We start from the raw sequence: 24,600 nt of genomic DNA, 5'->3' as shown, positions 1-24,600 counted from the left end.
AATACATGCCCCTTTTAAGTACTCTAATTATTCATACTTTGTCTTTTCATTAATTAGATTAAATATTTCTTCAGCTACTTGTCTTTTAGACATTTTATCCATAGGGATTTTTCTTCCATCCCTACAAAGTATAGTTACCTTATTTTCTTCAGAAGCAAAGCCAATGCCTTCTCCTGTTATATCATTAGCCACTATATAATCTAAATTCTTTTTTTCAAGCTTAAGCTGAGCATTTTCTATTAAGTCATTACTTTCTGCCGCAAAACCAACTAATACTTGATTATTTTTTAATTCTCCTAGCTTCTTTAAAATATCCGAATCCTTTACTAACTCTAAATTCAGATCATCAGAAGCCTTCTTTATTTTTCTATCAGAATACTCCTTTGGTTTATAATCTGCTACAGCAGCAGCTTTTATTACAATTTGTTGTTCTGGGAAATGTTTTAAAACTTCACTTAACATTTCTTCATTAGTCTTTACATGTATAACTTTCATTCCAAAAGGTTCTTCTATGCTTGTAGGTCCTGATATTAAGGTAACTTCTGCTCCCCTGTCTCTAGCTTCTTCTGCTATAGCATACCCCATTTTACCTGAAGATTTATTTGTTATGTATCTTACAGGATCTATATAAGCCATAGTAGGTCCCGCTGTTACTAATACCTTTTGTCCTAATAAATCTTTTATAGGATAAAGCATACTTTCAGCTATTTCAGCAATTAATTTTGTATCAGCTAATTTTCCCTTTCCAGTATCTCCACAAGCCAATCTTCCTGCTTCTGGTTCTATAAATACATATCCATATTCTTTTAGCTTATTTATGTTGTTTTGAACAATAGGATTAGTATACATGTTTGTATTCATAGCTGGAGCAAAAACCACTGGAGCTTTAGTTGCCATAACAGTTGTGGAAAGCATATCATCAGCAATTCCATTAGCTATTTTACCTATAATGTTAGCAGTAGCAGGCAAAATAAGCATTAAATCAGCTTTTTTAGCCAGAGATATATGCTGTATCTCCCAATGTTTAGGTTCATCAAACATATCAGTAATTACCATGTTTTGACTAAGACTTTGGAAGCTTAATGGATTTACAAATTCACAAGCAGATTTGGTCATTATAACATGTACATCTATATCTTTTTTCCTTAATCTACTTATTACATCTAATGCCTTATAAACAGCTATTCCTCCAGTTACACCAATTACAACAGTTTTTTTGCATTCCATAGTTATTTTATACCTTTCTTAAGTGATTCATATGTAATAACATTTGAATGTACTTCGTTTATAGCCATTGTTAAAGGCTTTGTTGAATTAGTTTCTACTAATGGTTTTTCACCATCAATAAGCTGTCTAGCCCTTTTAGATGTTACTACTACTAAAGAATATCTATTGTCTACTTTTTCTAATAAATCCACTATAGATGGATTAATCATAGAGTTGTTCATGTATCAACCCCTCCTTCGAATCAAATATAGTATTTTTTATTCTATCAACCCTGCATCTTTCAGCTGCAATAATGCATTCAATTTTTTTAACAGCTTCTTCTACTGTATCATTAACTACAGCATAATTATATTTTGATACAAAATTAATCTCTTTATAAGCAGATTTGAATCTTGTCATTAAAGATTCTTCTGTTTCTGTACCTCTATTAGTAATTCTTTTTTTAAGTTCTTCCATTGATGGTGGAAGGATAAATATAAATACTCCATCGGGATAATTTTCTTTAACCTTTAATGCTCCTTGTATGTCTATTTCTAATATAACATCTTCTCCTTTGTCTAGTTTCTCTAACACATTTGACTTAGGAGTTCCATAATAATTTCCATAAACCTCAGCATATTCTAAAAAATCTTCCTTATGAATTCTTTCTAAGAAGTTCTCTTTAGTTATAAAATAATAGTTTTCCCCATCCAATTCACCTTTTCTAGGCGCTCTTGTGGTGGCAGATACAGAAATCCAGAACTTATTTTGCTCTAGTAATGCTTTGCATACTGTTCCTTTTCCTGTACCTGATGGTCCAGAAATCACAATAAGCAATCCTTTTTTAATCATTATTCTTCATCCTCTTCTATATCATCCTCTTCTTTAGAAGATAATCTGTGCGCTACAGTCTCTGGCTGTACAGCTGACAATATTACATGATCACTATCTGTAATAATAACAGCTCTTGTTCTTCTACCATAGGTAGCATCGATAAGCATTCCCCTATCTCTTGCTTCTTGGATAATTCTTTTTATTGGAGCCGATTCAGGACTTACTATAGCCACTAGTCTATTAGCTGAAACAATGTTACCAAAACCAATGTTAATTAACTTAATACCCATTGAATTCCTCCCACTCTATTCTACATTTTGTATTTGTTCTCTAATTTTTTCTATCTCATTTTTTATATTTAAAGCCAAATTTGTAATCTCCAAATCATTAGCTTTAGAAGCAATAGTATTAACTTCTCTATTCATTTCCTGAACAATAAAATCTAATTTTCTACCAACAGGTTCACTTAAATTTAAAGTTTCATTCATTTGTATTAAATGACTATTAAGTCTTACTAATTCCTCATCAATACAAGCCTTATCAGCAAATACAGCAATTTCCATAGCAATTCTATTTTCATCTATCTGATTATCATCTAAAAGTTCCTTAATTCTTGCATTCATTTTTTCCTTATAATTTATAGGAACTAAATAAGCTCTTTCTTCTATCTTATCTACTATACATTTAATTTTATTACACTTATCAATAATATTTTCTTGAAGCTTTAATCCTTCTCTTTCCCTCATATTAAATAATAACTCTATAGACTCTCTTAAAGGAATGGAAAGACTATTCCATAATTCTTCGCCATCTTCTTCTTGCTGTTGAAGAGATATAACCTCAGGGAATCTAGCTATAAGAGATACTGATATATCATCTATAACATTATACTTTTCCTTTATCCCTTTTAAACAACTCAAATAACTTTCTGCTAAAGATTCATTTAAAGTAGTTCTCACATCTTTTTTATCATAGGTGTTTAAGGTAATAAATACATCCACCTTACCCCTAGCTATTTTTTCTTGTATAGTAGCTCTGATCTTATCTTCAAATGAAATTAAACTTTTAGGCATTCTAATGTTTATATCACAATACCTATGATTTACTGTTTTAATTTCTACAATAAAACTTCTACTACTATCTTCGAAGGTTGCCCTACCAAAGCCAGTCATACTTTTTATCATATTTATTCATCCTTCCATTTCCACTTGCTTAACATATACTCATTATACATTTATATTTATAATAAATTCAAGCATATTTTGCAATATCACAAAATATGCTCTAATTACTCCATAAATTTGATTATATCACAATGAATTATATCACAAAATTTTAATATGTGGCTAATTTATTTAAACCTTTTTCTATTATCTTCTCATCTTTTGTCAAAGATATTCTAAAATACCCATAGGAAAGATTACTAAATATATATCCAGGAGTAACTATTAATCCAGACCTTTTCAATAAATCCTCACAGAATTCATCTGTTGTATAATTTTTAGGCACCTTACACCATAAATAAAAAGTTCCTTTATTCTTAAAAAAACTTATATTATGTTTTGTTAAAATTTCTTCTGCCAAAGCAATTCTTCTATCATATATTTCTCTTACAGAATTTATATAATTTCTATCTAATTTTAATGCTTGTGCTGCCGCATGCTGTATAGGAATAAATTGCCCAGAATCTACATTAGTTTTTATCTTTAATATTCCCTTAATAACCTGACTATTTCCTACTATATATCCAATTCTAAATCCAGTCATATTATATATCTTTGAAAAGGTACCAAATTCCACACATAATTTTTTATAATCAAATTGTAATAAACTTAAGGGTTTTTCACCAGATCTTAAAATTTCATTATAAGCTCCATCATTACATAATAATATATTGTTTTTATAGCAAAAATTTATTATCTCTTTATAAAATTTTTCATTTGCCACAGCCCCAGTAGGATTATTAGGATAATTTATTACAAACAATTTAGATTTTGTAATTATTTCATTAGGAATTAAATTAATGTCTGGTAGGTACCCATCCTTTTCTTTAAGAGATAATTTGTATGGAATTGCTCCCCACAATCTACTAGCAGCTTCATAAACAGGGTATGACGGTTTAGGAATTATAACATAATCCTCTAAATCGCATACTGCTGGTATAAGATTACTTATTCCCTCCTTTGAACCTATAAGGACTAGCACTTCATCCATATTTAAATTAACACCAAAGGTTTCTTTGTAGTATTCTATTATGCCTTTTTTTAATCTCATTATTCCATCATATGGTGGATAATTATTAAAACCTGCCTCTTTAAAACTTTTTACTAGTTCCTCAAGTATACTATTATTTACTGGCAAATCAGGGTCACCTACCCCAAAATCTATAATTTCTTCCCCTTTTTTTATTAGTTCATCTTTTATATTTTTAATCTTACCAAGTTCATATTCTGGAATATTGTTTAGTCTATTATTTATTTTCACTTTTAATCCTCCTAAATCTTTTTTATTATTTTATTCAAGTTTTATATATAGTGTTACAGTTTACATTTTTATATATTTACATAATATTTTTTATGTAATCTTTATCACAAATAAAAAATCTCAGGTTTTATCCTGAGATTTTCTTAATCATTTCTATATATTCTTTGTCATCACTAATTCTTATTAAGCTTTCTAAAAAGTATTTACTATGATTTTTAGGTAAAAGCTTGTTATTTATAAGTTTTATCATGATCATGCAAGTATTATATTTATGAACATGAGTATGCCCATTTTTAAATTTTTTATTTGTATTATGAATAATAAACTCATCCCCTACTTTATATATTTTGAAATTTAGGCCTTGGTATATTTGTATACTCAAACCTATCACTCCTAAATACATAATTGAGTATCCATCACTTTATTAATATTTTATATATTATATAATATGCATAAAACTTTATTTTGTATATAAATGACTGTACCACCTAATCCACTAATATGCTATATATGCTGTAATCTAAAAAATCCCTTCACTAAATTTTCTATTAGAATTTTTTCATATTGGCAATAAAAAATTTATCCTTAATAATTAATTATCTATTTTCATTTTTAATCTTCAAAACATCTCTATGATTTAATTGGGTTTCTTGAAGTACATTAGAAAGATCTTTTTCATTATCCATCATTCGTTTGCCCTTCTTAAATGCCTGAGCATGTGGAAGTTTTTCATTTCTCTTTGCCATACTACATCACTCCTTTATTACAGTATAAAAATTATTTTCTTTCTTTTTTATGTTTTTTATGTTTTTTATCTACTTCGTGATTAATCTCTCCATTGTCCACTCTCTCTATTCCTATAGCACTAGTTTGTTTATTGGTAAGTTTTTGTTTTACTGACATAATAAAAAAACACCCCTTTCTAGGATTATTTTCTCCATAGAAAGAGGTATTATTCTATAATTTCATTATATCAATCAATATACTTTATTCCTTTAACTTGAGGCTTTATTATGTGCCAAGCATATCCATCCCTAGAATAGGTAAATATGTTTCTACTAATTTTATCTTCATACCACTCCTCAAACCTTTTAAGATCTCTTGAATTTAAAGTATGAATTTGAACTCCCCACACAGTAGTTACTTCTAATCTCATATAAACTCCCCCATTCTTTAAACTTTAATAATCCGTATATGTAAATATACTATTTTCTTTCTAATTTTATTACTAAATGCTAATAGTTTAATTAAAAACAAAATAAAACAGAGCCCTGTATAAAGGCTCTGTTTTATCACTTATCTCTGTTCTTACTATTTTTATCCTGAACATTGCTTACTTCAGTTCTTTTTGTACTACTATTAACTTTACTTTTATTGTTTCCAGTTTTATTCCCCTTTGACATAACAATATCCTCCATTAAATCAATTAAAATTATCTATCCTGTATTAAGTCTATAGCTCCTAATACAATATGTGCTAAGCCAAAACCTATAATTGCGGTCTCTACCATAGGAACCATGTCTTTTCTCTTCATTGCTCTTCCATCCCTTGCTCTTGCAACAAGTGCACCTGCTGTTACTATGGTACCTAATGTTGTAGGTATAACGCCTTCCTTAATCTTCATACTTATTCCTCCCTATATCATATTTATACTTTATATAATTTCCATAACTAAATTATTTAATCTTAATTTTTTATATCATCAAGTTACATTAGAAAACCATTGTAAAATATAGTAAATTTTTTCAAAATTGTAGTAACCTTTTTTTTAGTTGTTAATATAATAGTAGTATAGTTAAGTTTTATGGAGGTATATTAATGTACTTTAGAACTGTAGACTCTGATGAAATTATCAATGATAATGTTACTGAAAATCTAGATGATGCCGCACGTGGCAAACATAAACACCATCATGACCATGATCACGATCATTGTCATGAGGAAAGACCTTGGGAAATGCCTTACATGTGCTGCTGCCCAATGATGCCCTATTATCCAATGATGCCTATGCAAACTGCGCCCTCGCAAATGATGCCATACCAAGCGCCGTCTCAGGTATCTCCGGCTGAAATGATGGCTCCACAGATGATGCCATCATGCCCAATTTGCCAGATGCCTTCTCAAGTATCTCCAGCTGAAATGATGCCTTGCCAGATGCCGTCTCAGGTATCTCCAGCTGAATATAAACTTGATAAAAAATGTAAGGATCCATGCTATAAATATAGAAATGATAGTGATGATAATGATAACTTTGACGATCTTGATGATATGACATTTGATCGTTCTCCTTATTATAGTCATGGTCATGATTATCATGATTATTATGGTCACCATAATAGACCATACTATCCATACTATCCATATTACCCATACTATCCATATTATCACCATTACTATGGTAGACCATGGTGGTGGAGATAATATAAATAAGTTTTAGATTATTTACATTTACCTAATTAAAGAATGCTAATAGCATATGTTTATTAGCATTCTTCTCTTTTCTAAACAAATATTTGAAAACATTAGTCTACACTTTTTTATCTAAAGATTATATAATTAATTTAGTTTTTATACTTTATTTAAATTGAAAAAACAAAAGATAGAGGTATACTATTAGTCTCTATCTTTTGTTTTTCTTTCAAAGGGCTTTATCATACTTTTAAGCTTACTTTCTAATTTTTCTGACATATTATTTTCATCTTTATTAGAAATTTCTTTAGCAAATTCATTTTTAACTTTATTTAAACTTTTTCTGTAATTAGATGTATTTAAATTATAGAAATGGTTTTTTCCCATAATCCCCATACAGGTTTCCTCCTACTATTTTATTTGAATAATTCAAAATAAATAAGCCCAGTTACCTGAGCTTATTTATTAATTTTTATAAATTTCTTTCGTAGGATTCAACCATTTTCTTAACCATGTTTCCACCTACTGATCCAGCTTCTCTTGAAGTAAGATTTCCATTATATCCATCTGTTAAGTTAACTCCTACTTCTCTTGCTGATTCCATTTTAAATTTATTTAACCCTTCTTTAGCTTCTGGAACTAATACTCTATTACTTCTGTTTGCCATAGTGAATTCCTCCTATCAAATTTTTTAATTTATTTTGTTTTGTATTATAAGTTTTACCTATAACTGAAATTATATGTTGTGGAATTGGAGGAAGGCTTGGAAACTATTTTTAAAAGTACCATATATACTTTTAATTTGACAGTTAATGTAATATAATTAACAATTAAAATCTAAAAAACAGCATCTAATCTAAATGATTAGATGCCATTATATCACATTTCTACTATTTTATTTATTATAGATTCTTCTACAAGTTCACTTTTACTAAATCCTTTTTTAAAACATCTTATTTGCTTATATTTAATTTTATTCATTTGGAAATCTAAAACATCAATTCTGTCTCCACTATACACAACTGGCTCCTTTTGTCCTTTTAAATAAATATATAATTCCATATTTAAAACACTACTCCTTGTTGTTTTATAAACTTTTTTTAATGTCCCCAAAATTTTAAAATTTTATACCATCCAATGCTAAAATTTTAACTATCATAAAATAATTAATTTATTAAAATATTTTTTTCTTTAATATTTCTTTATATATGCTTGTTATTAGGCAACATTTAGTTTTTCTTTCTTACGACCATTACTCCAATTAACAGGTGAACATAATGCAATTATTGTAAACAATTCAAGTCTACCCAATAACATAAATGCAGAAAATAGCACCTTGCTATATCCACTATATTCACTAAAAGTTCGTGTAGGACCTACAAATCCAAAACCTGGTCCAACATTCCCCAAAGTTGCAGCTACAGAACTTGCTGCACTTTCAATGTCAACCCCTTCTAACGAAACAACTATTGTTCCTAAAACAAATATCATAATATAAAGCACAAAAAAGCTAGTTATACTTGCAACGGTATCATTGGGTACCACTTTTCCTCCATTTTTTATTGGTATAATTGCTCTAGGATGAAATATCTTAGATATTTCTCTTTTAATTAATTTTATAAATACCAGTATTCTTATATTTTTAATTCCTCCAGCTGTTGATCCTGCACATCCACCAATAAACATAAGCATAAACAAAATTCCTTTACTAAAAGTTGGCCATTTATCAAAGTTTGTTGTAGCATAACCTGTAGTAGTAATAATGGAGCTTACTTGGAAAAATGCATCTCTAAAAGATAACCCTATATTGTAATATATTTTTGAATTTATATTTAATGCAATAAATATTACAGCCAAAGAAACTATCCCCAAATACAATCTTAACTCTTCATCTTTTAAAACTTCTTTCCATTTTCCTTTAAATATAGCATAATATAATGAAAAATTAACACCAGACAACACCATAAATACTGCAATTACAATATGAATGTAAGTATTATCATAAGCACCTATGCTTGCATTTCTAGTAGAAAATCCTCCAGTACCTACTGTTCCAAAAGTATGTACAGAAGCTTCAAATAAAGACATACCACCAATTATTAGTAGGACTATTTGTAAAATAGTCATGGCAAAATAAGTAGTATATAAAATTTTTGCAGTATCTTTAATTCTAGGTACAATTTTATCTGTTATTGGTCCAGGACTTTCAGCTTTAAATATTTGAAATCCACCTACTCCAATAGTAGTTGAAAAAGCAACAGTAAATACAAGTATTCCCATACCACCAATCCAATGGGTAAATGACCTCCAAAATAAAATTCCTTTAGGCATAGCCTCTACATTATTTACTATAGTTGCTCCAGTAGTCGTTAATCCAGACACTGTTTCAAAAAATGCATCACTCCAGTTTGGTATACTTCCTGAAAGTACAAAAGGTAAAGCTCCAAATAAAGATGCTAAAAGCCATCCAAAAGTTACAATTGCTAGTCCTTCCTTTACTTTAATTACTTTTTTACTATAAGATTTTTTAGTCATAATAAAACCTATAATACCAGTTATAAAAATACTTATTACTAAAGGAATCTTATCTAATTGATTATAATATAAAGCCACCAGTAAAGAAGGCACCATAAGTAATGATTCAATTTCCAATATATTTCCTAACATCTTGATTACTATTCCATAATTCACTTAAGACGCCTCCTTTTTTATGTCTAAAAAACATTTTTAGTGCTGGCACATCAGATGTTAAAGAAAAAATAATCACCCTATCATTAGGGTAAATTATAGATTCACCATTAGGAATAATTACTTCTTCCTCACGTACAATTGCTCCAATAATTACTCCTTTAGGAAGTCCTAATTCACATATTGGTTTCCCTACAATAGGTAAATCCTTATCAACAATAATCTCCGTTACCTCTCCTTCTTCTCCTAAAAGTAGCGAAACTGATACAACTTTACCACCTCTTATATACTTTAATATATTGCTTACAGTAATATTTACAGGATTTAATGCCGCATCTATGCCTAGTTTGTCTATTATATGCACATAACTTGGTCTGCTTATTTTAGCTATTATCTTCTCCACACCCGATTGTTTAGCCATTAACGCCATTAATAAATTCTGCTCATCATATCCAGTAACTCCTATAAATGCATCCATAGATTCTAAATCTTCCTCTTTTAAAAGATTTATATCTGTTCCATCTCCATGAATAACTAAAGCATTATGTAGTTTTTCAGATAAATACTGGCATCGTTTTTTATCTTGTTCTACAATAGTCACATTGATATTAGATACAATCAATACTTGAGCTAAGTAATATCCTATTTTCCCTCCACCAAGAATCATGACATTTTTTATATTTTTTTTATTTATACAAATTTTGAATTTTTCCTTTAATCTACTGATATTGTCACTTTTACCTATAACATGAATTATATCATTCTCCATTAATTTAGTTGATCCATACGGAATAATTATGTTTCTATTTCTATATATAGCTGTAATTAATAACCCTTGAAGATCTTCAATATCTTCAATTTTCTTTCCAATGAATTCCTTTACATTATTTAAATTAAAATCTACCATAGATACTTTACCACTAGCGAAATTTCCAGAGTGAAAACTATAGTTTTTTAACAAATATTTTTCCATTGCATTAGCTGTAGCTAATTCAGGGTTAATAATATAATCAATTCCCATTTCATTCTTTATAAAATCCAATTGTTCAATGTATTCGGGGTTTCTAATTCTTGCTATAGTTTTTTTACATCCTATTTTTTTAGTTAAAGAACAAATAATAGTATTAGTTTCATCACTATGTGTAGCAGCCACCAGCAAATCATAATTTTCTATATTAAGCTCCTTAAGAGCCCCTATATCAATTCCATTTGCATTAATAGTGAGTACATCTAAATGATCATTTATCCTCTCTAAAACTTTTTGATTGGTATCCACTAATGTTACATAAATGTCTTCATTAATCATAGCTTCTGCCAGCTTGTACCCCAATTTTCCGGCACCAACTATCATTACCTTCATGTTAATCATCTCCTGCCATAGTAAATAAATTGCTATATTTTGTTATATATCTTTCTTATTGTATCATAATTTAAAAATTATTGTATAATTATTTTATTTTTTCTATAGTTTTCATTTATAGAATAATTATATGGAAATTTTATTTTATAAAAAATATAACTATCAGACTATTTTAGCCTGATAGTTATTATCTTCTTTTCTATTAATTATTTTCTTTTAACAAAATTGCCTTCCTTCATAATAACTTCCATTTTATCAGTAGCAATATTGTGAATATCTTTTAGTGGATTACCATTAATAACAAGAATATCTGCAAATTTACCTTTTTCAAGAGTACCTGTAATATCGTCTATTCTAAGCATTTCAGCACCATTTTTAGTAGCAGCTAAAATTGTTTCCATTTCTGTTAAACCTGATTTATTAAGTGCATACATCTCAGTAATAGCATATTTACCGTATGGGGTTAAGCTACTACAGAAAGAATCTGAGCCGACTGTAATTCTAATACCTTTTTTATTTGCATTTTGCAAATTACTAACTATACGATTAAGCTCTTTTTCTGCAGTTGTATTGCCAGGATACTGATCATGAATTGCTCTATATGGTGGTTCGTATACTGTAAACCATTCATAAAAAAATTGAAGAGTTGGACAAAATGTAATGTCCTTTTCTTTCATTATTTCTAAACATTCTTCATTTAATTCTTGCCCATGAATTATGGCAGATACTCCTGCTTTGCAGGAATCTAATGCCCCTCCGTACCCTTCCGCATGTGACCAAACAGGCAGTCCTACCATATTGCACTCATCAACAACTGCTTGTATTTCTTCTAAACAATAATGAGAATCAGCCTTAGCATCATGTCTCCATATTCCTCCTCCTGTGGACCATATTTTAATAGCATCTGGATTTTCACGAAGTCTTCTCCTTACTGCTTTACGTAAATCCCAAGGACCATCTACACGTTCAGCCCAAGGGTGAGATGCATTATTATAATCTAATGGAAGCCTATGAGAATCTCCATGTCCTGCTGTTCTACAAAAACCAAGACCAGATGTGACTACACGTGGTCCTGGAATAACTCCCTCTTCAATCATGTCTCGAATATATATACCTGAACGTGAAATTTCACCTACAGAAGTTAACCCATGTTCCAATGCTTCACGAGCTTGTGCCACAGCAACAATTGTCTTTTGTATAACAGGTTCAAGTACCCAATCAGAATCATTATCAGTTCTATTTCCACTAAAATGAAGATGACTATCAATTAAGCCAGGCATAATTGTTTTTTCTGTAATATTAATTTTTTCATACTCTTCACCTACATCTATCATTGTACCAACGTATTCAATTTTTTTGTCATTAACAAGTAATAGCGAATTTTCTACTGGTTCTTTACCAGTACCGTCAATTAATAAACCACCTATAAAAGCAATTTTTCCCATGATATTTCCCCCTAACATTAAAATTATTCTAATTTAAATATTGTAAAATATTTTATTAGCTAATTTAAGGTACTACTTTTATTTTCTATCTTTTCTACCTTCTTGTTTCTAAATAACATAAATGTAAGACCTATTAAAAACCAAATAATTACCACAATCCATTCAACATTATTTAAAGATGCAGGACTACCTGGAACCACCAATAATGCTATAATTATAAATGATGTAATACAAGCTAATGATATTCCGATTTTTCCTCCTGGAACCTTATAAGGTCTTGGAATATCGGGTTCTGTCCTCCTCATTCTTAAACAAGCAGCACTAACCATAAAGCAAGCAAATATAAATGCTAATGAACTAACATTGGTTAATGGTACTAACATATTTTTGCCTAAAAATGGACCTATTATAGTGAGAACTGCCATTAAAGTATTAGCAGCTTTTGGAGTACCATTCTTTTTATCTAACTGCCCAAACTTTTCAGGTAACTGTCCTTTACGACCCATAGCTAGTAAAATCCTAGTGGTAGCCCCAAAAAAAGAATTCATAGGTCCTAATGGTCCCATAATAGCAATAAACATCATTACTTTTGAAAACACCCTAAGACCAATTACTGATAAAATAGTTAAAGCAGGTATATTATAGGTAACAAATTGTTCCCAAGGAACTATTGTACCAAATGAATATATACAAATCACATAAAATATACCAGATGCAAGTAATGCCATACTGATAACTTTACCAAACTTATTCCAATCCAATCCTTCTGCTGCTTCTTCAGCTTGTTGTGGTATAGTATCAAATCCTGCATAAAAAAATGGTGTCATAACTAGAACTGGAAGAATTCCCATCCATATGCTTTTACCTGAAGCTGCTCCTTTATATAGAGGCTGCATATTGCTAGGCCCTCCTCTAAATAAAGAAACCCCCATAGCAATTACCATACCTGCAAGCAATAATTTCGTTAGAAATCCTTGAAGCCTTGCAGCTGCAGAAGCACCTTTAAAATTTAATTGGATAACATAAAATGCAAATACAATTGCTATAAGTAAAGTAGGAAGATATACTGTAGCTCCCATAATTTCATATAATGGGAAGACCTTAAGCGCAGGAATAAACTCTCCAGCTAAAGATGAAATAGCAATAGCTTCCCAGGGACAAAGAATTCCATTACCTAAAGCAAGAAACCATCCAGTAAAATATGATGCCTTGTTTCCAAAAGTACGTGAAACATATTCCACTATACCACCAGAAACAGGAATAGCAGCTGTCAACTCACCAAAAACTGCCCCTATAGGAAGTAAAAATATTGAACCTATGATAAATGCAATTAACGCAGCTAAAGGTCCTCCTCCTATAATCATCCAGTCTCCAACCAATAAAACCCATCCTGTACCAATAATAGCTCCAAACCCTATGGTAAAAAAATTCCATAGAGAAAGAGTTTTTTTCATTCCAGTTTGTTTAGTTGGTGTACCATTTGACATTTCTAATATTCCCCCTCTCCCGTATAAATGCTACTAAAACATTAATATATTTTAGTCCTGTTGTAATTAGTATTGTACTACTTAGTGCAATACTTTTCAACCATATTTTTCCATAATATATTTAAATAAATCTTATCTACATAACATAGTTAATAAAATATCTCCAATTATTACATACAACAAATAAAAAAGTGAATTCTTAAGAATCCACTTTTTTATACATAATTTAATCTCTAACTTAGTAAATAAATGAAGAATTTTTAGTTTATAAATTATATCATATTTCTTAATTCAATCTTTGTTTTCAAATCAGCAAAAGAAGCTTCAATGCTATTGTAATAAAATTCTTTATAATCTTCGTAGGTTATATTAAATTCCTTTAGAAGATTATCATATTCATTAGTTAAATTTGTATTAGATACGGTTCTGTTATCTGTATTTACCGTAACTTTAATTCCGTTCTTATAAAAATCATAAAGCGGATGGTTTTTATAAGAATCTACAGCCTTTGTTTGGATATTACTAGTAGGGCACATTTCAAGAATAACTTTTTCTTTCTTTACAATACTATATGCTTCTGGACAATCCTTTATAAACACTCCATGCCCTATCCTTTCCGCTCCAAGCTTTTTAACTGCATGAAGCACATTTTCTCCTATCCCAGTTTCTCCAGCATGAATTGTTACCCTATATCCACATTCTTTGGCTAGATTAATTGGTTCTATAAACTTTTCACAAAATCCAGCTTCTTCATTAGCACATAAATCTATAGCTACTACCCCTTTATTAAGAAACTTTTTACCTGCTTCTATTATTTGAAATACAGTATCTACTGGCATGTTCCTTAAACAAGAAAGAATTAAATTACCCTTTATATTAAAGTTATTTTCTGCGTCTTTTATTCCATCTAGTACACTTTGTATTACTTCTTCAAGAGTTAATCCATTCTTTGTATGAAGCAATGGGCCAAATCTTATTTCTATATATTTTACATTTTCTTTAGCTGCATCCTCTAAAAGTTCATAGGCAATTCTTCTAAGGCTTTTTTTAGATTGCATAACCATTATAGGAAGTTCAAATCTTTGCAAATACTCAACAAGAGAATTACATTCCATGGGCGCAATCATCATATTTTCTACAGATTCAATATTGTAACAAGGAATACTTATTTCCTCTTCTTTTGCTATATCTATAATTGTTCTTGGTCTAACACTTCCATCTAAGTGACAATGCAATTCAAGTTTTGGCAACATTTTAAAATTCATAATTTATCCTCCTTCTTATAAATGTTTAAATAAATAGAGTTCTTAGTTTCGGGTAAAGCTTATAAATCATTATTAAGAACCCTAGCCGATTTTTACTCACACTTTGAAGAAAGTGTGAGTATTAGAACAGATAATGATAAAATAAAAAAATTCCTGATTACGAAGAAAATTCACCACATCACATATGTGTGCTTTCTTCGTAATCAGGAATTATTGGCTCCTGGTAGAGACCCTCAAACCATATTATTGAGGTTATACGAAAGTTTCTTTTAATATTTTATTATCCATTTTATCATAAAAAAAATATTAATTAAACCATAGCTTTTAATGTCCTTTATGCTTTAATTTTCTTTTCTCCATTTTTAAAAGAAATCTTCTCTCCTTCTCCTCTTCCTTTTTTTCTCGTTTTGCTTTTTTAATTTTAGTCTTATTCTCTTCATGTTGTAACTTAATAGCAATCTGAGCCTTTGTTCCTATTTCCCTATTTTCAATTTGCTTTCTTATTTCTCTTTGCATTCTTTTAGGATTTATTTTCTTCTCCTTAATTTCCTCATCAGGAATTGATATTGTAAATTTTATATTATAGAAATTTTTTAATATAAAATTATACACTTCATAATCCTTAGGTTCAGAACCAAACACAAATCTTGAGGCTTCATACTTTCCTTTATAAGTTCTTTCAAATACACCAACCCAAAAAACTCCATCAAAAAATAGGGTTAACTTAATACTAGTTCTCATCTTATTTTCCTCCTGTTTATTAACTTAAGCATAGAGAAGGGACAACCCCAGGAGGGCAGGTTACTGCTATCTATTAACATAGATAGGTCCGGACTACCAACCGAATCTGTGTTTTTATCTCTATAAAGCCAGTATTATCAATCATTCAACGCACATCTGTTAAAATAAACAGTATTAGTGCATACGATTTTTACTGTTACATACATTATACTACAAGCTGGCTTTAATAATAAAGTTAATCTTTTCTTTAAGTAAATGAAGATTATAGGTGCCAATATAATTGACACCTATAATCTTGATTCCTGTTAATATTAAATATAATTTAATTGTATCCTAAAGCCCTTCCAATCTGGAATATTAATACTGCTGCTATATAACCAATTGCAAAAGTATATGCTGCTGCAAATACAGTCCACTTAGTTGAATTAGTTTCTTTCTTTATAGCTCCAAGTGCGGCACCGCATGGTGTATATAATAAAGACATTACCATAAACGCAATAGCTGTAAGTGGTGTGAATGCTCCTTGAATAGCCGCAGTAAGTGCTGCTCCTTCTTCAACTCCAGCATAAACCATACCCATAGTGGCAACAACAGCTTCTTTAGCTGCTATACCAGTAACCAATCCAACTGCTGCTTGCCATGTTCCAAAACCTGCTGGCTTAAATATTGGTGCAATAACTGAACCTATTCTTCCTAGTATTGATTGATCACTATATTGTTCTACACCCAATGGGAATACAGATAATACCCACAAAATAGATACAACTGCAAATATAATTGTTCCTGCTCTCTTTAAAAATGCTCCTGCTTTTTCCCACATAAGCATCATAACACCTTTAAAAGAAGGCACTCTATATGGTGGAAGCTCCATTACAAAATATGAAGTTTCTCCTTTAAACAATGTCTTACTAAATATTTTTCCACATATCAAAGCAACTATAATTCCAATTACATAAAGAGAAAAAAGTATAATTCCGCCTTTGCTAGGGAAGAATGCTGAAATGAATACAAGATAAATTGGCATTCTTGCACCACAAGATATAAATGGATTAATAAGAATTGCTATCATTCTATCTTTTCTACTTTCAAGAGTTCTTGTAGCCATTATACCTGGAACATTACATCCACTTCCTACTATCATAGAAACAAAAGTTTTTCCATGAAGTCCTAAAGCTCTCATAAACCTATCCATTACATAAGCTGCTCTTGCCATGTAACCACTATCTTCTAATATACCTATAAAAATATACATAACCATTATTATAGGTAAAAATACAACAACTGCGCCAACTCCAGCGATTATACCATCACAAATAAATCCTGTTAACATCTCTGAAGCACCTGAATTAGTTAGTAGCTCTCCAACTTTTTCGCCAAATATGCCCATTCCTTCTTCAGCTGTATCAGCAAAAAATTGTCCTATAACAAAAGTAGCCTGATAAAGCAAATACATTACAAGTGCAAATATAGGTAGTCCAAGCCACTTATTTGTAACTACTTTATCAATTTTATCAGATGTTGTTTCCACATAATTTGTTCTCTTTTCTACATTTTTTGATACAACTTCTCCTATAAATTCATATCTTTTATCCACAATACTAATTTCAGGTTCAAATCCTGTAGCATCTGCCACATTATTTATACTATCTCTTAATCTTTTTAGTATTGTTGATGATTTTTCTTTATTTTTTACTATATCCAGGATATACTCATCATTTTCTAATAGTTTAATGGCTGTCCATCTTGCTGGATATTCTAAATCAGATGCACACTCTTCTATAGAAGCCTTTAAATTTTCTATTTCACTTTCTAGTTCTTTCCCATAGGATACTTGCTTCTTCCCTGCATTTTTATTTCTAATTACTTCTGTAGCAGATTGAAGAAGTTCTTTTATGCCCTTTTTCTTTGTAGCCACTGTATACACTACTGGAACACCTAATTCTTTTGCCAATCCATCAATAGTAATTTTAATATTTTGCGCCTCAGCTTCATCCATCATATTTAAAGCTACGACTACATTATTACTCATTTCTAATAATTGAGTAGTCAAATATAAGTTTCTTTCTATATTTGTAGAATCAACCACATTTATAACTACATCTGGTTTATCCTTTATGATATAGTCTCTTGCCACAACTTCATCCTCTGAATAAGCTCCTAAACTATATGTTCCTGGTAAATCTACTACTGTATATTCTTTACCTTCAAACTGTAATTTTCCTTCCTTCTTTTCTACAGTAACTCCTGGCCAATTTCCTACATGTTGTCTTGAACCTGTTAACTGATTAAAAAGACTTGTTTTACCGCAATTTGGATTACCAACTAACGCAATAGTACTCATTTTATCCCTCCATCTTAGTCGATATTGATATTCATTATCAATATAATTTTAAAAAAATTTACTCCTGTATAATTACTTTCTGTGCCATCCCTCTTCCAAGTGCAATTCTACTTTCCCCTATGCCTATAATCAAAGGTCCTACATCATTTTTAACAATTTCTAATGTTGCCCCAGTATTAAACCCCATTTCCATAAGCTTTTTACATATCAAATCTCCACCATCAATTTTGTTAACCCTACACTTTTTCCCTCTTGACATAAATAGTAAAGGCATTGTATTCATAATTTCACCCCTAAACATTTACTTTACCATAATATCCATTGCTTCATTTTTTCTTAAAGTTAATTTATATCCTCTTACCAAAATCTCTATAGGGTCTCCTAAAGGAGCTTTTCCCATAATACTTATATCAACTCCTGGAATTATACCCATGTCCATAAGTCTTCTTTTAAATCTACTTTCTTTACGTATTTCTTCAACCTTAACTTTTGTTCCAACAACAATTTCATCTAGTTTTTTCATTATTCATTTACCTCCATTAAATTATATAACAACCAAAGATATCGATAATCATTATCAATTAACTATTAAAATATTACCATAATTTTATTTTTATGTCAATAACTTCTTACCCTTTTCAGTTAATGACCATATCTTTATATTATTTAATTTATTAGATGAACATGATGCACAACCTGTACATTTTTCACAACAACATTCATTTTCATCCTCTATTTTTAAATATTTTCGTAATTGTAATTCTCGTTTTAAACTTTTAATTACTTCTTCACTGGTATTTAATTTTTTTGCTAAACTTCTATCTGAATAATCTTCTCCCTTAGCTATTTCACAAAGTAATGATATTAACATATTATTTCCTCCTAATATTATTATAAATATTTATTCTATAACTAGTATTACCCGTTATGGAAAAACTAACTAAATATAGAATAACATAATTGATAACGATTTTCAATATCAAATATCATTTTATTATATTTATTTTCAAAGCTAATGATTTTTTATTACATAATAGCGTCATAACAATAGGAAGCCAGTGCAATTAGTTATGGAATAGATGTATAATAAAAAACTTGTATCTTAATAAACAAAAAAGATACAAGCTTTGTTTTTATATATTATAAAAATTATTTAACAGCATCTTCTGTGATGATGATGTTTATGTCTTCTACAACAACAGCAACACTGGTTATTTGCTCCCCAAAAATTATTATATCCACCAGATCCAAATAATAATAATGCTATTATTATTATAAATATTAGACCTCCATTTCTTCCAAAGGTACCTGATTTCATCATATTTCCTAGAAATTCTTTTGTTCCTTCATCATTAAGAATACCACTACTTGACACAGCACTAAATAATTCATTCATGTCCATACTGTACACCACCTTTCTACATAAATGTTCACATATGATTATATATGTAGTATAGTAATCGAATGTATAGTACATAGTATGGTTATTATAAAACTTTGTGCAAAAAATCAGCCCTAATATTATTTAAATTTTATTATATAGTTAAAGCTTAAATATCCTTAACCCTATCTATTTCGAACCAAAAGTTTACTCCATCTTCAACATTTTCTATCCCATAATTTTTCTAAAGATTCTTTTGGTATATGCTTTCCTGTATTAAAAACATTTACTCTTATCTTATCTTTTTTATAAACTTTACTTATTTTAATCCACATGATTTATGGCATTATTTACATAGTTTATAAGTACTTGTTCAATCCTCTCTCTATCTCCGTACACAATGCATCTTTCTTCTATTTCGTATTGCATATTAATGTTTTTTTCCATAAAAATAGATTTGTATTTATTGAGTACGTCCTCTATTAAAGATATTAGATTAAATTCACTTTTTTCAATTTGAAAATATCCCGATTCAATTTGGGAAAGATTCAATAAATCTTTTACTAGTTTATTCATTTTATTTGTTTCGTCCATAATAACACCACAATAAAATTTTCTATCTTCTTCATTTTCAGCAACATTACTAATAAGACCTTCTGAATAACCTTGTATTAAGGCCAATGGAGTTCTTAGTTCATGTGAAACACTGGATATAAATTCTTTTCTCATTTCGTCTATTTTTCTTTCCTTCTCAATATCCTTTTCCAGCTGTTGATTCTTTATATTTAACTCTGTAATTGCCTTACACAATTCATCAGATAGATAGTTAACACTTTGACCAAGTTGACCTATTTCATCTTTTCCACTTATATTACACTTTTTGGAAAAATCAAATTTAGCCATATTTGGGGCAATACTATTTAACTCCAATATAGGTTGAGTAAATTTTCTAGAAAACATATAAGCTCCTGCACTTTCCAAAATTATAATTATAATTCCTGTAATAACAACAAACTTGTTTGCTATATCTACACTTTCTCTTATTGAAACTAGCGGAACCCTTATAGTGAGTATATCTTCATTATTTAGTTTTGTCACAAAAGCAAAAAAATCTATTTTTAATTTAATATCTTTTCGAGTTTCAAAAATATATTCCCTCTGAGGATATTTATCAACAACATTAATATCAAGTGGTGCATTTAAGGGCGGCTTAGGTCTTTCCTTTGGCTCAACATTATTTATAATATCTCTTTCCTCTAACATTCTACGCGAAGAATTATATATTAATTGTCCTTTTTTATTAATTATATCAATATTACTTCCTGTTATATTGGCTGTTCTATCTAATTCATCTTGTATATATAATATATTACCTTTATACATGCTTGCTAGATTCTTTACATTTTGAATAAGTATACTTTTCTTTTTGTTTATATAATATTGTTCAAAATATACACTATTTACAATCCATAAAAGAGCGCTAAAAAATATTAATAAAAAGGTTATAAATATAAAAAGCTTTGATCTTATTGACTTATTCATTCTTCCGCCTCAAATCTATATTCATACCCTCTTACAGTATGAACATAGTTACTTTTTCAATCTAATTTTATTCTTAGTCTATTTATATGGGTATCTACTGTTCTTAAATCTTTATAATAGTCGTATCCCCATACCTTATCAAGTATTTGTTCTCTACTTAGTGCTCTACCATAGTTTTCAGTAAGGTAAATTAATAACTCATACTCTTTTGGACTTAAATCAATTGTATATCCTTTAATAGCTACATTTCCAGAAACTACAAGAGGCTTATAAGAAAAAGAAGTTATACCATCTAGTGCTAGCTTCATCATTTTCTTTAAAGGATATTTAGTATCTCCTGCAAATCTTTCTTGTCTTACAAACTCTACGCAAGTCTGTTTATATCCAACCCAGCTAACTAGTCCTCTTACATATCTATTCTTTTCAGGAAATGATATCATAGCATCACATACTTTTCTATCTATAAGCCTAAAATCCCCTGTATCTACAGGAATATCAGTAGTAGTTAAACTCTTTAATATTTTATAAAGCATTTTTGCTGTGAACTTTTTAAAGAAGGTCTCTCCTTGTCTTTTTATTCTTTTTCCATATACAACTTCATACCCTTCCTTCCACTTTTTAATCATCTTAAGCATAACTTCAGGTGGATCTTGTAGATCTGCATCTATTACTATTACTGCCTCCCCTAATGCTAAATCCATTCCTGCTGTTATGGCAGCTTGATGTCCAAAATTTCTTGAGAAATTAATAAGCTTTATCTTTTCATCATTTTTGCATATGCTTTCTACTTTATATATAGTTCTATTTTTACTTCCATCATTTATAAACACAATCTCATAATTTTCCTTAGTAGAATCCATAACCTGTTTTAATCTTTTATAACTTTCATCAATAACAAATTCTTCATTAAATAAAGGTACCACCACAGAATAAACTATAGCTTCTCTCATTTCTCTCACCTCAATTATTTTAAATTTAGAATTACTCTTTAATGTTTAACTTATATCTGTATTTTAAATTTAAATTGTCACAGTTATGTTACAGTATAATCACAACTTAACTACAATTAAAATAAACAGCCCCATGCAGATAACATAACTGCATAGGGCTGTTTTTATAAATTATTCAGATTAAAAAAATTTAATACACAAACCTATAACTATAAGAGAATATGCAAGTATTTTCATTAATAAATAGTTATAACATTGAATCTTTTCTTCATCATGTATTATATACTTACATACAAAGTAAGGTCTTGTGCTTCTTTTGTACCATCCTATAACCTCTACTTCTTTTTCCTTGAATTTATCTACCTCAAATACTCCAAATATCCATTCAAAGATTTTTAATGGCTGTCTATAATCCACTAGCATTATACCTGTTCCATCATCAATTATTAAGTCTTCGCTAAAAAATAGTCCTGGTATACCCTTTCCTATTACTTTACCCTTTAATATTGCAGGAATACCCTTTACTGGAGAAGCTTCCTCCATAGCTAAAAGTTCCTTTATGCTTCTTTCTTCATATCTTCTTCCATAGGAATAGTAATATTTTAATAACATACTAGCTCCTATTAATATTAATAATGAATTTTCATTTATAAATTTTATTAAATTTATATCTTTGTCCATAGAAATATATAAAAAACTACATAAAGCCAGAGCATATGGAAGTATACTCACCATTGCTTCCCATAAGAATTTTATTAATCTTTTTGTAAAAGACTCATTATCCTCTATTTCAATATGATCCAATGCTAATATTCTTTTTCCTGTTAGTGGGTGGGTACTATTTATTTCATACCACTTTGCCCATGGATTTTTCAAATCCCATTTCATTAGATTAAAATTCAACTTGCTTTCCTCTTCTAATTTATAGGTTGACAACATCCAAGAGTCATTTTGAAGATTATTTGTGAAAGCCATGCAAGAAGTTCTAGGTGTTTCGTCTTTTTTTCTACTAGCGGTACCATAAGCTATCTTTATTAAAGCATTTTTTAAATGCTCCCCAGTTCCCATTATCTCTTTAGAAAAATTATCAGAATAATATTCTCTCATTCTTGAAAAACCTAAAACTAAAAATCCACTTACCAGATATGCTGCATAAGCACCTAATCCAATAATATATTTTTTATCTGTTTTCTTATTTTTAGTCCCTATATATATCTGATACAATATCATAGGAATTAATGAAACTACCATCATAGCAATAAAGTCATAGTGCTTTATATGACCTAGCTCATGGGCAATTACAGCCTTTTGTTCTTCTTCATTTAATATATCTAAAAGACCTGTTGTAACCACTAATCTTGCGTTTCTTGGAATATGTCCATAAGTAAACGCATTAGGGTTACCATCTTTAATTATTCCTATTTTAGGAAATGGTATATTGTATTCATCACAGGAATTCTTAATAAAATTTAATACATTTTCACTTATATACTCATGTTGTTTTTTAAACTTTGCTTCATAAACCATGTCTATAATCATAGGTCCAAATAAAAATTGAATCAATACTATTAAAACAGAAATACCAACACCATACCAGATGCTTAAGTTATATTTCCATACTATAGTTGTAGCCACTGCAAATAGTAGTCCAAAGGAAAGAAACAAAAGCATTATTGATTTTCTTAAAACTACCTTATAATATTCTTTCACTTCACCAACTCCTCTCACATACCATTATAGCCAATATTTCCAAATAAGTTAATATATAGATAACAATAACTGTATACCTTTCAACTTTTCTTCTTCCATTCCCCAAACAAAATAGACATAATATATTCATCATTATATTTTCCATCTCTAAAAAGTTCTTGTCTTAAAACTCCTTCAACCTTAAAACCACATTTTTCATAACATTTTTTTGCTCTTTCATTAAAGGAAAAAACACTTAGCTTTACCTTATTCATATTCATTTGTTGAAATATAAAATTAACTAAAGTGTTTATCGCATCTGCTCCATATCCTTTTCCCCAATAGTTTTTATCTCCTATAAATATACCTATAATTGCTATCCTGTTAAGCCAATTAATCTGATTTATTCCACACCCACCTATATACTTTCCACTTTCCAAATCTTCTATAGCAAAATTATAGCTATCCTTTAAATTTACAAGACTTTCAAACCACTTCTCTTCTTCTTCTAATATCATAGGGTAAGGTATTTTATTCACCAGTAATCTTTTCATCTCATTATCATTCATATATTCACAAGCTAAAGGTACATCCTCTCTTTTGTAAGCTCTTAGTTTAATTCTCTCTCCGTAATACATAGACTAGCCCCCCTCTTATTTATTTTTTTATCCTATATTCTATAATTATATGAAACCAAATCCAACACCCTAAAACAAAATAAATATTCTAATACTATTTAACTAAACATTACTTAATTTATACAATACAAAATCTTTAT

At 29.4% G+C, this 24,600-nt stretch carries 30 protein-coding genes and 1 riboswitch; of the genes, 1 reads left to right on the top strand and 29 read right to left on the bottom strand.

The genetic code is table 11. The annotated features are described in order from the left end of the window. Window positions 1-27: 27 nt before the first annotated feature. From coaBC to T514_RS0102855, 11 genes are all read right to left on the bottom strand, one after another. Window positions 28-1,227 (bottom strand): bifunctional phosphopantothenoylcysteine decarboxylase/phosphopantothenate--cysteine ligase CoaBC, encoded by a 1,200-nt coding sequence (gene coaBC / locus T514_RS0102910; protein ID WP_027623406.1) that lies wholly within the window; start codon window positions 1,225-1,227, stop codon window positions 28-30. A gap of 2 nt (window positions 1,228-1,229) precedes the next feature. Then, window positions 1,230-1,448, bottom strand: a complete 219-nt coding sequence (gene rpoZ / locus T514_RS0102905; RefSeq protein WP_027623405.1) for a DNA-directed RNA polymerase subunit omega — start codon at window positions 1,446-1,448, stop codon at window positions 1,230-1,232. Then, complete coding sequence (gene gmk, locus T514_RS0102900) at window positions 1,429-2,058, bottom strand: guanylate kinase (RefSeq protein ID WP_027623404.1); 630 nt, start codon at window positions 2,056-2,058, stop codon at window positions 1,429-1,431. Before gmk ends, rpoZ begins: the two co-directional genes overlap by 20 nt. Next, entirely contained in the window at window positions 2,058-2,330 is a 273-nt protein-coding gene (remA, locus tag T514_RS0102895; protein WP_027623403.1) for an extracellular matrix/biofilm regulator RemA, read from the bottom strand. The genes gmk and remA overlap by 1 nt, the downstream gene beginning before the upstream one ends. 15 nt (window positions 2,331-2,345) lie before the next feature. Then, window positions 2,346-3,224: a YicC/YloC family endoribonuclease gene (locus tag T514_RS0102890; protein ID WP_027623402.1), complete on the bottom strand. Its 879-nt coding sequence runs from the start codon at window positions 3,222-3,224 to the stop codon at window positions 2,346-2,348. Window positions 3,225-3,375: 151 nt separating this feature from the next. Continuing rightward, a complete protein-coding gene (locus tag T514_RS0102885; protein ID WP_027623401.1) occupies window positions 3,376-4,524 on the bottom strand; it encodes an aminotransferase class I/II-fold pyridoxal phosphate-dependent enzyme in 1,149 nt (382 codons plus the stop codon). A 127-nt stretch (window positions 4,525-4,651) separates the two neighbouring features. Next, on the bottom strand, window positions 4,652-4,915 hold the full coding sequence (locus tag T514_RS0102880; protein WP_242850549.1) for a hypothetical protein: 264 nt from the start codon (window positions 4,913-4,915) through the stop codon (window positions 4,652-4,654). A gap of 205 nt (window positions 4,916-5,120) precedes the next feature. Next, on the bottom strand, window positions 5,121-5,270 hold the full coding sequence (locus tag T514_RS26435; RefSeq protein WP_156939778.1) for a hypothetical protein: 150 nt from the start codon (window positions 5,268-5,270) through the stop codon (window positions 5,121-5,123). A 31-nt stretch (window positions 5,271-5,301) separates the two neighbouring features. After that, complete coding sequence (locus tag T514_RS27500) at window positions 5,302-5,427, bottom strand: hypothetical protein (RefSeq protein WP_278246506.1); 126 nt, start codon at window positions 5,425-5,427, stop codon at window positions 5,302-5,304. A gap of 70 nt (window positions 5,428-5,497) precedes the next feature. Next, the gene (locus T514_RS0102865) at window positions 5,498-5,680 is read right to left on the bottom strand and encodes a hypothetical protein (protein WP_027623399.1); all 183 of its coding nucleotides are present in this window, start codon (window positions 5,678-5,680) and stop codon (window positions 5,498-5,500) included. 276 nt (window positions 5,681-5,956) lie between these two features. Beyond that, complete coding sequence (locus T514_RS0102855; protein WP_207640905.1) at window positions 5,957-6,148, bottom strand: asparagine synthase; 192 nt, start codon at window positions 6,146-6,148, stop codon at window positions 5,957-5,959. A 194-nt stretch (window positions 6,149-6,342) separates the two neighbouring features. On the opposite strand from T514_RS0102855, the gene T514_RS23745 reads away from it, so the two are divergent. Continuing rightward, window positions 6,343-6,945, top strand: a complete 603-nt coding sequence (locus T514_RS23745; RefSeq protein WP_034867890.1) for a hypothetical protein — start codon at window positions 6,343-6,345, stop codon at window positions 6,943-6,945. Between the two features lie 192 nt (window positions 6,946-7,137). Here T514_RS23745 and T514_RS0102845 read toward each other — a convergent pair whose 3' ends face one another. The 18 genes from T514_RS0102845 to T514_RS0102760 form a co-directional block, all read right to left on the bottom strand. Next, window positions 7,138-7,329: a hypothetical protein gene (locus tag T514_RS0102845; protein WP_027623397.1), complete on the bottom strand. Its 192-nt coding sequence runs from the start codon at window positions 7,327-7,329 to the stop codon at window positions 7,138-7,140. Window positions 7,330-7,405: 76 nt separating this feature from the next. Continuing rightward, a complete protein-coding gene (locus tag T514_RS0102840) occupies window positions 7,406-7,600 on the bottom strand; it encodes an alpha/beta-type small acid-soluble spore protein (protein WP_027623396.1) in 195 nt (64 codons plus the stop codon). A gap of 212 nt (window positions 7,601-7,812) precedes the next feature. Next, window positions 7,813-7,995, bottom strand: a complete 183-nt coding sequence (locus T514_RS0102835) for a hypothetical protein (RefSeq protein ID WP_027623395.1) — start codon at window positions 7,993-7,995, stop codon at window positions 7,813-7,815. Between the two features lie 156 nt (window positions 7,996-8,151). Then, window positions 8,152-9,624, bottom strand: a complete 1,473-nt coding sequence (locus T514_RS0102830) for a TrkH family potassium uptake protein (RefSeq protein WP_027623394.1) — start codon at window positions 9,622-9,624, stop codon at window positions 8,152-8,154. Next, entirely contained in the window at window positions 9,575-10,981 is a 1,407-nt protein-coding gene (gene trkA / locus T514_RS0102825) for a Trk system potassium transporter TrkA (protein ID WP_034867886.1), read from the bottom strand. The genes T514_RS0102830 and trkA overlap by 50 nt, the downstream gene beginning before the upstream one ends. Window positions 10,982-11,187: 206 nt before the next feature. Next, a complete protein-coding gene (locus tag T514_RS0102820; RefSeq protein WP_027623392.1) occupies window positions 11,188-12,426 on the bottom strand; it encodes a metal-dependent hydrolase family protein in 1,239 nt (412 codons plus the stop codon). A 59-nt stretch (window positions 12,427-12,485) separates the two neighbouring features. Further along, window positions 12,486-13,913 (bottom strand): APC family permease, encoded by a 1,428-nt coding sequence (locus T514_RS23740; RefSeq protein ID WP_034867884.1) that lies wholly within the window; start codon window positions 13,911-13,913, stop codon window positions 12,486-12,488. A gap of 272 nt (window positions 13,914-14,185) precedes the next feature. Then, complete coding sequence (gene add, locus T514_RS0102810; protein ID WP_027623391.1) at window positions 14,186-15,178, bottom strand: adenosine deaminase; 993 nt, start codon at window positions 15,176-15,178, stop codon at window positions 14,186-14,188. A gap of 180 nt (window positions 15,179-15,358) precedes the next feature. Continuing rightward, window positions 15,359-15,458: riboswitch (purine riboswitch) on the bottom strand. A 44-nt stretch (window positions 15,459-15,502) separates the two neighbouring features. Beyond that, a complete protein-coding gene (locus T514_RS0102805) occupies window positions 15,503-15,919 on the bottom strand; it encodes a YjdF family protein (RefSeq protein WP_027623390.1) in 417 nt (138 codons plus the stop codon). Window positions 15,920-16,241: 322 nt separating this feature from the next. Then, window positions 16,242-18,260, bottom strand: coding sequence for a ferrous iron transport protein B (gene feoB, locus T514_RS0102800; RefSeq protein WP_027623389.1), 2,019 nt, complete (start codon window positions 18,258-18,260; stop codon window positions 16,242-16,244). A gap of 58 nt (window positions 18,261-18,318) precedes the next feature. Beyond that, on the bottom strand, window positions 18,319-18,543 hold the full coding sequence (locus T514_RS0102795; protein WP_034867881.1) for a FeoA family protein: 225 nt from the start codon (window positions 18,541-18,543) through the stop codon (window positions 18,319-18,321). Between the two features lie 18 nt (window positions 18,544-18,561). Next, on the bottom strand, window positions 18,562-18,783 hold the full coding sequence (locus T514_RS0102790) for a FeoA family protein (RefSeq protein WP_027623387.1): 222 nt from the start codon (window positions 18,781-18,783) through the stop codon (window positions 18,562-18,564). A 90-nt stretch (window positions 18,784-18,873) separates the two neighbouring features. Beyond that, window positions 18,874-19,131 carry a hypothetical protein gene (locus T514_RS0102785; protein WP_027623386.1) on the bottom strand — a complete coding sequence of 86 codons (258 nt, stop codon included), beginning with the start codon at window positions 19,129-19,131 and terminating at the stop codon, window positions 18,874-18,876. A 282-nt stretch (window positions 19,132-19,413) separates the two neighbouring features. Beyond that, window positions 19,414-19,662 carry a hypothetical protein gene (locus tag T514_RS0102780; protein ID WP_027623385.1) on the bottom strand — a complete coding sequence of 83 codons (249 nt, stop codon included), beginning with the start codon at window positions 19,660-19,662 and terminating at the stop codon, window positions 19,414-19,416. A 303-nt stretch (window positions 19,663-19,965) separates the two neighbouring features. Further along, the gene (locus T514_RS23735; protein ID WP_051541723.1) at window positions 19,966-21,183 is read right to left on the bottom strand and encodes a sensor histidine kinase; all 1,218 of its coding nucleotides are present in this window, start codon (window positions 21,181-21,183) and stop codon (window positions 19,966-19,968) included. Between the two features lie 56 nt (window positions 21,184-21,239). After that, a complete protein-coding gene (locus T514_RS23730; protein WP_084284247.1) occupies window positions 21,240-22,133 on the bottom strand; it encodes a glycosyltransferase in 894 nt (297 codons plus the stop codon). Window positions 22,134-22,313: 180 nt separating this feature from the next. Further along, the gene (locus T514_RS0102765) at window positions 22,314-23,843 is read right to left on the bottom strand and encodes a zinc metalloprotease HtpX (RefSeq protein WP_027623384.1); all 1,530 of its coding nucleotides are present in this window, start codon (window positions 23,841-23,843) and stop codon (window positions 22,314-22,316) included. An 80-nt stretch (window positions 23,844-23,923) separates the two neighbouring features. Beyond that, on the bottom strand, window positions 23,924-24,460 hold the full coding sequence (locus tag T514_RS0102760) for a GNAT family N-acetyltransferase (protein WP_027623383.1): 537 nt from the start codon (window positions 24,458-24,460) through the stop codon (window positions 23,924-23,926). Window positions 24,461-24,600 lie beyond the last annotated feature (140 nt).

Origin of the sequence: Clostridium lundense DSM 17049 (assembly GCF_000619945.1) — a bacterium.
GTDB lineage: Bacteria > Bacillota > Clostridia > Clostridiales > Clostridiaceae > Clostridium_AO > Clostridium_AO lundense.
This window is presented reverse-complemented; position numbering and strand designations above follow the sequence as displayed.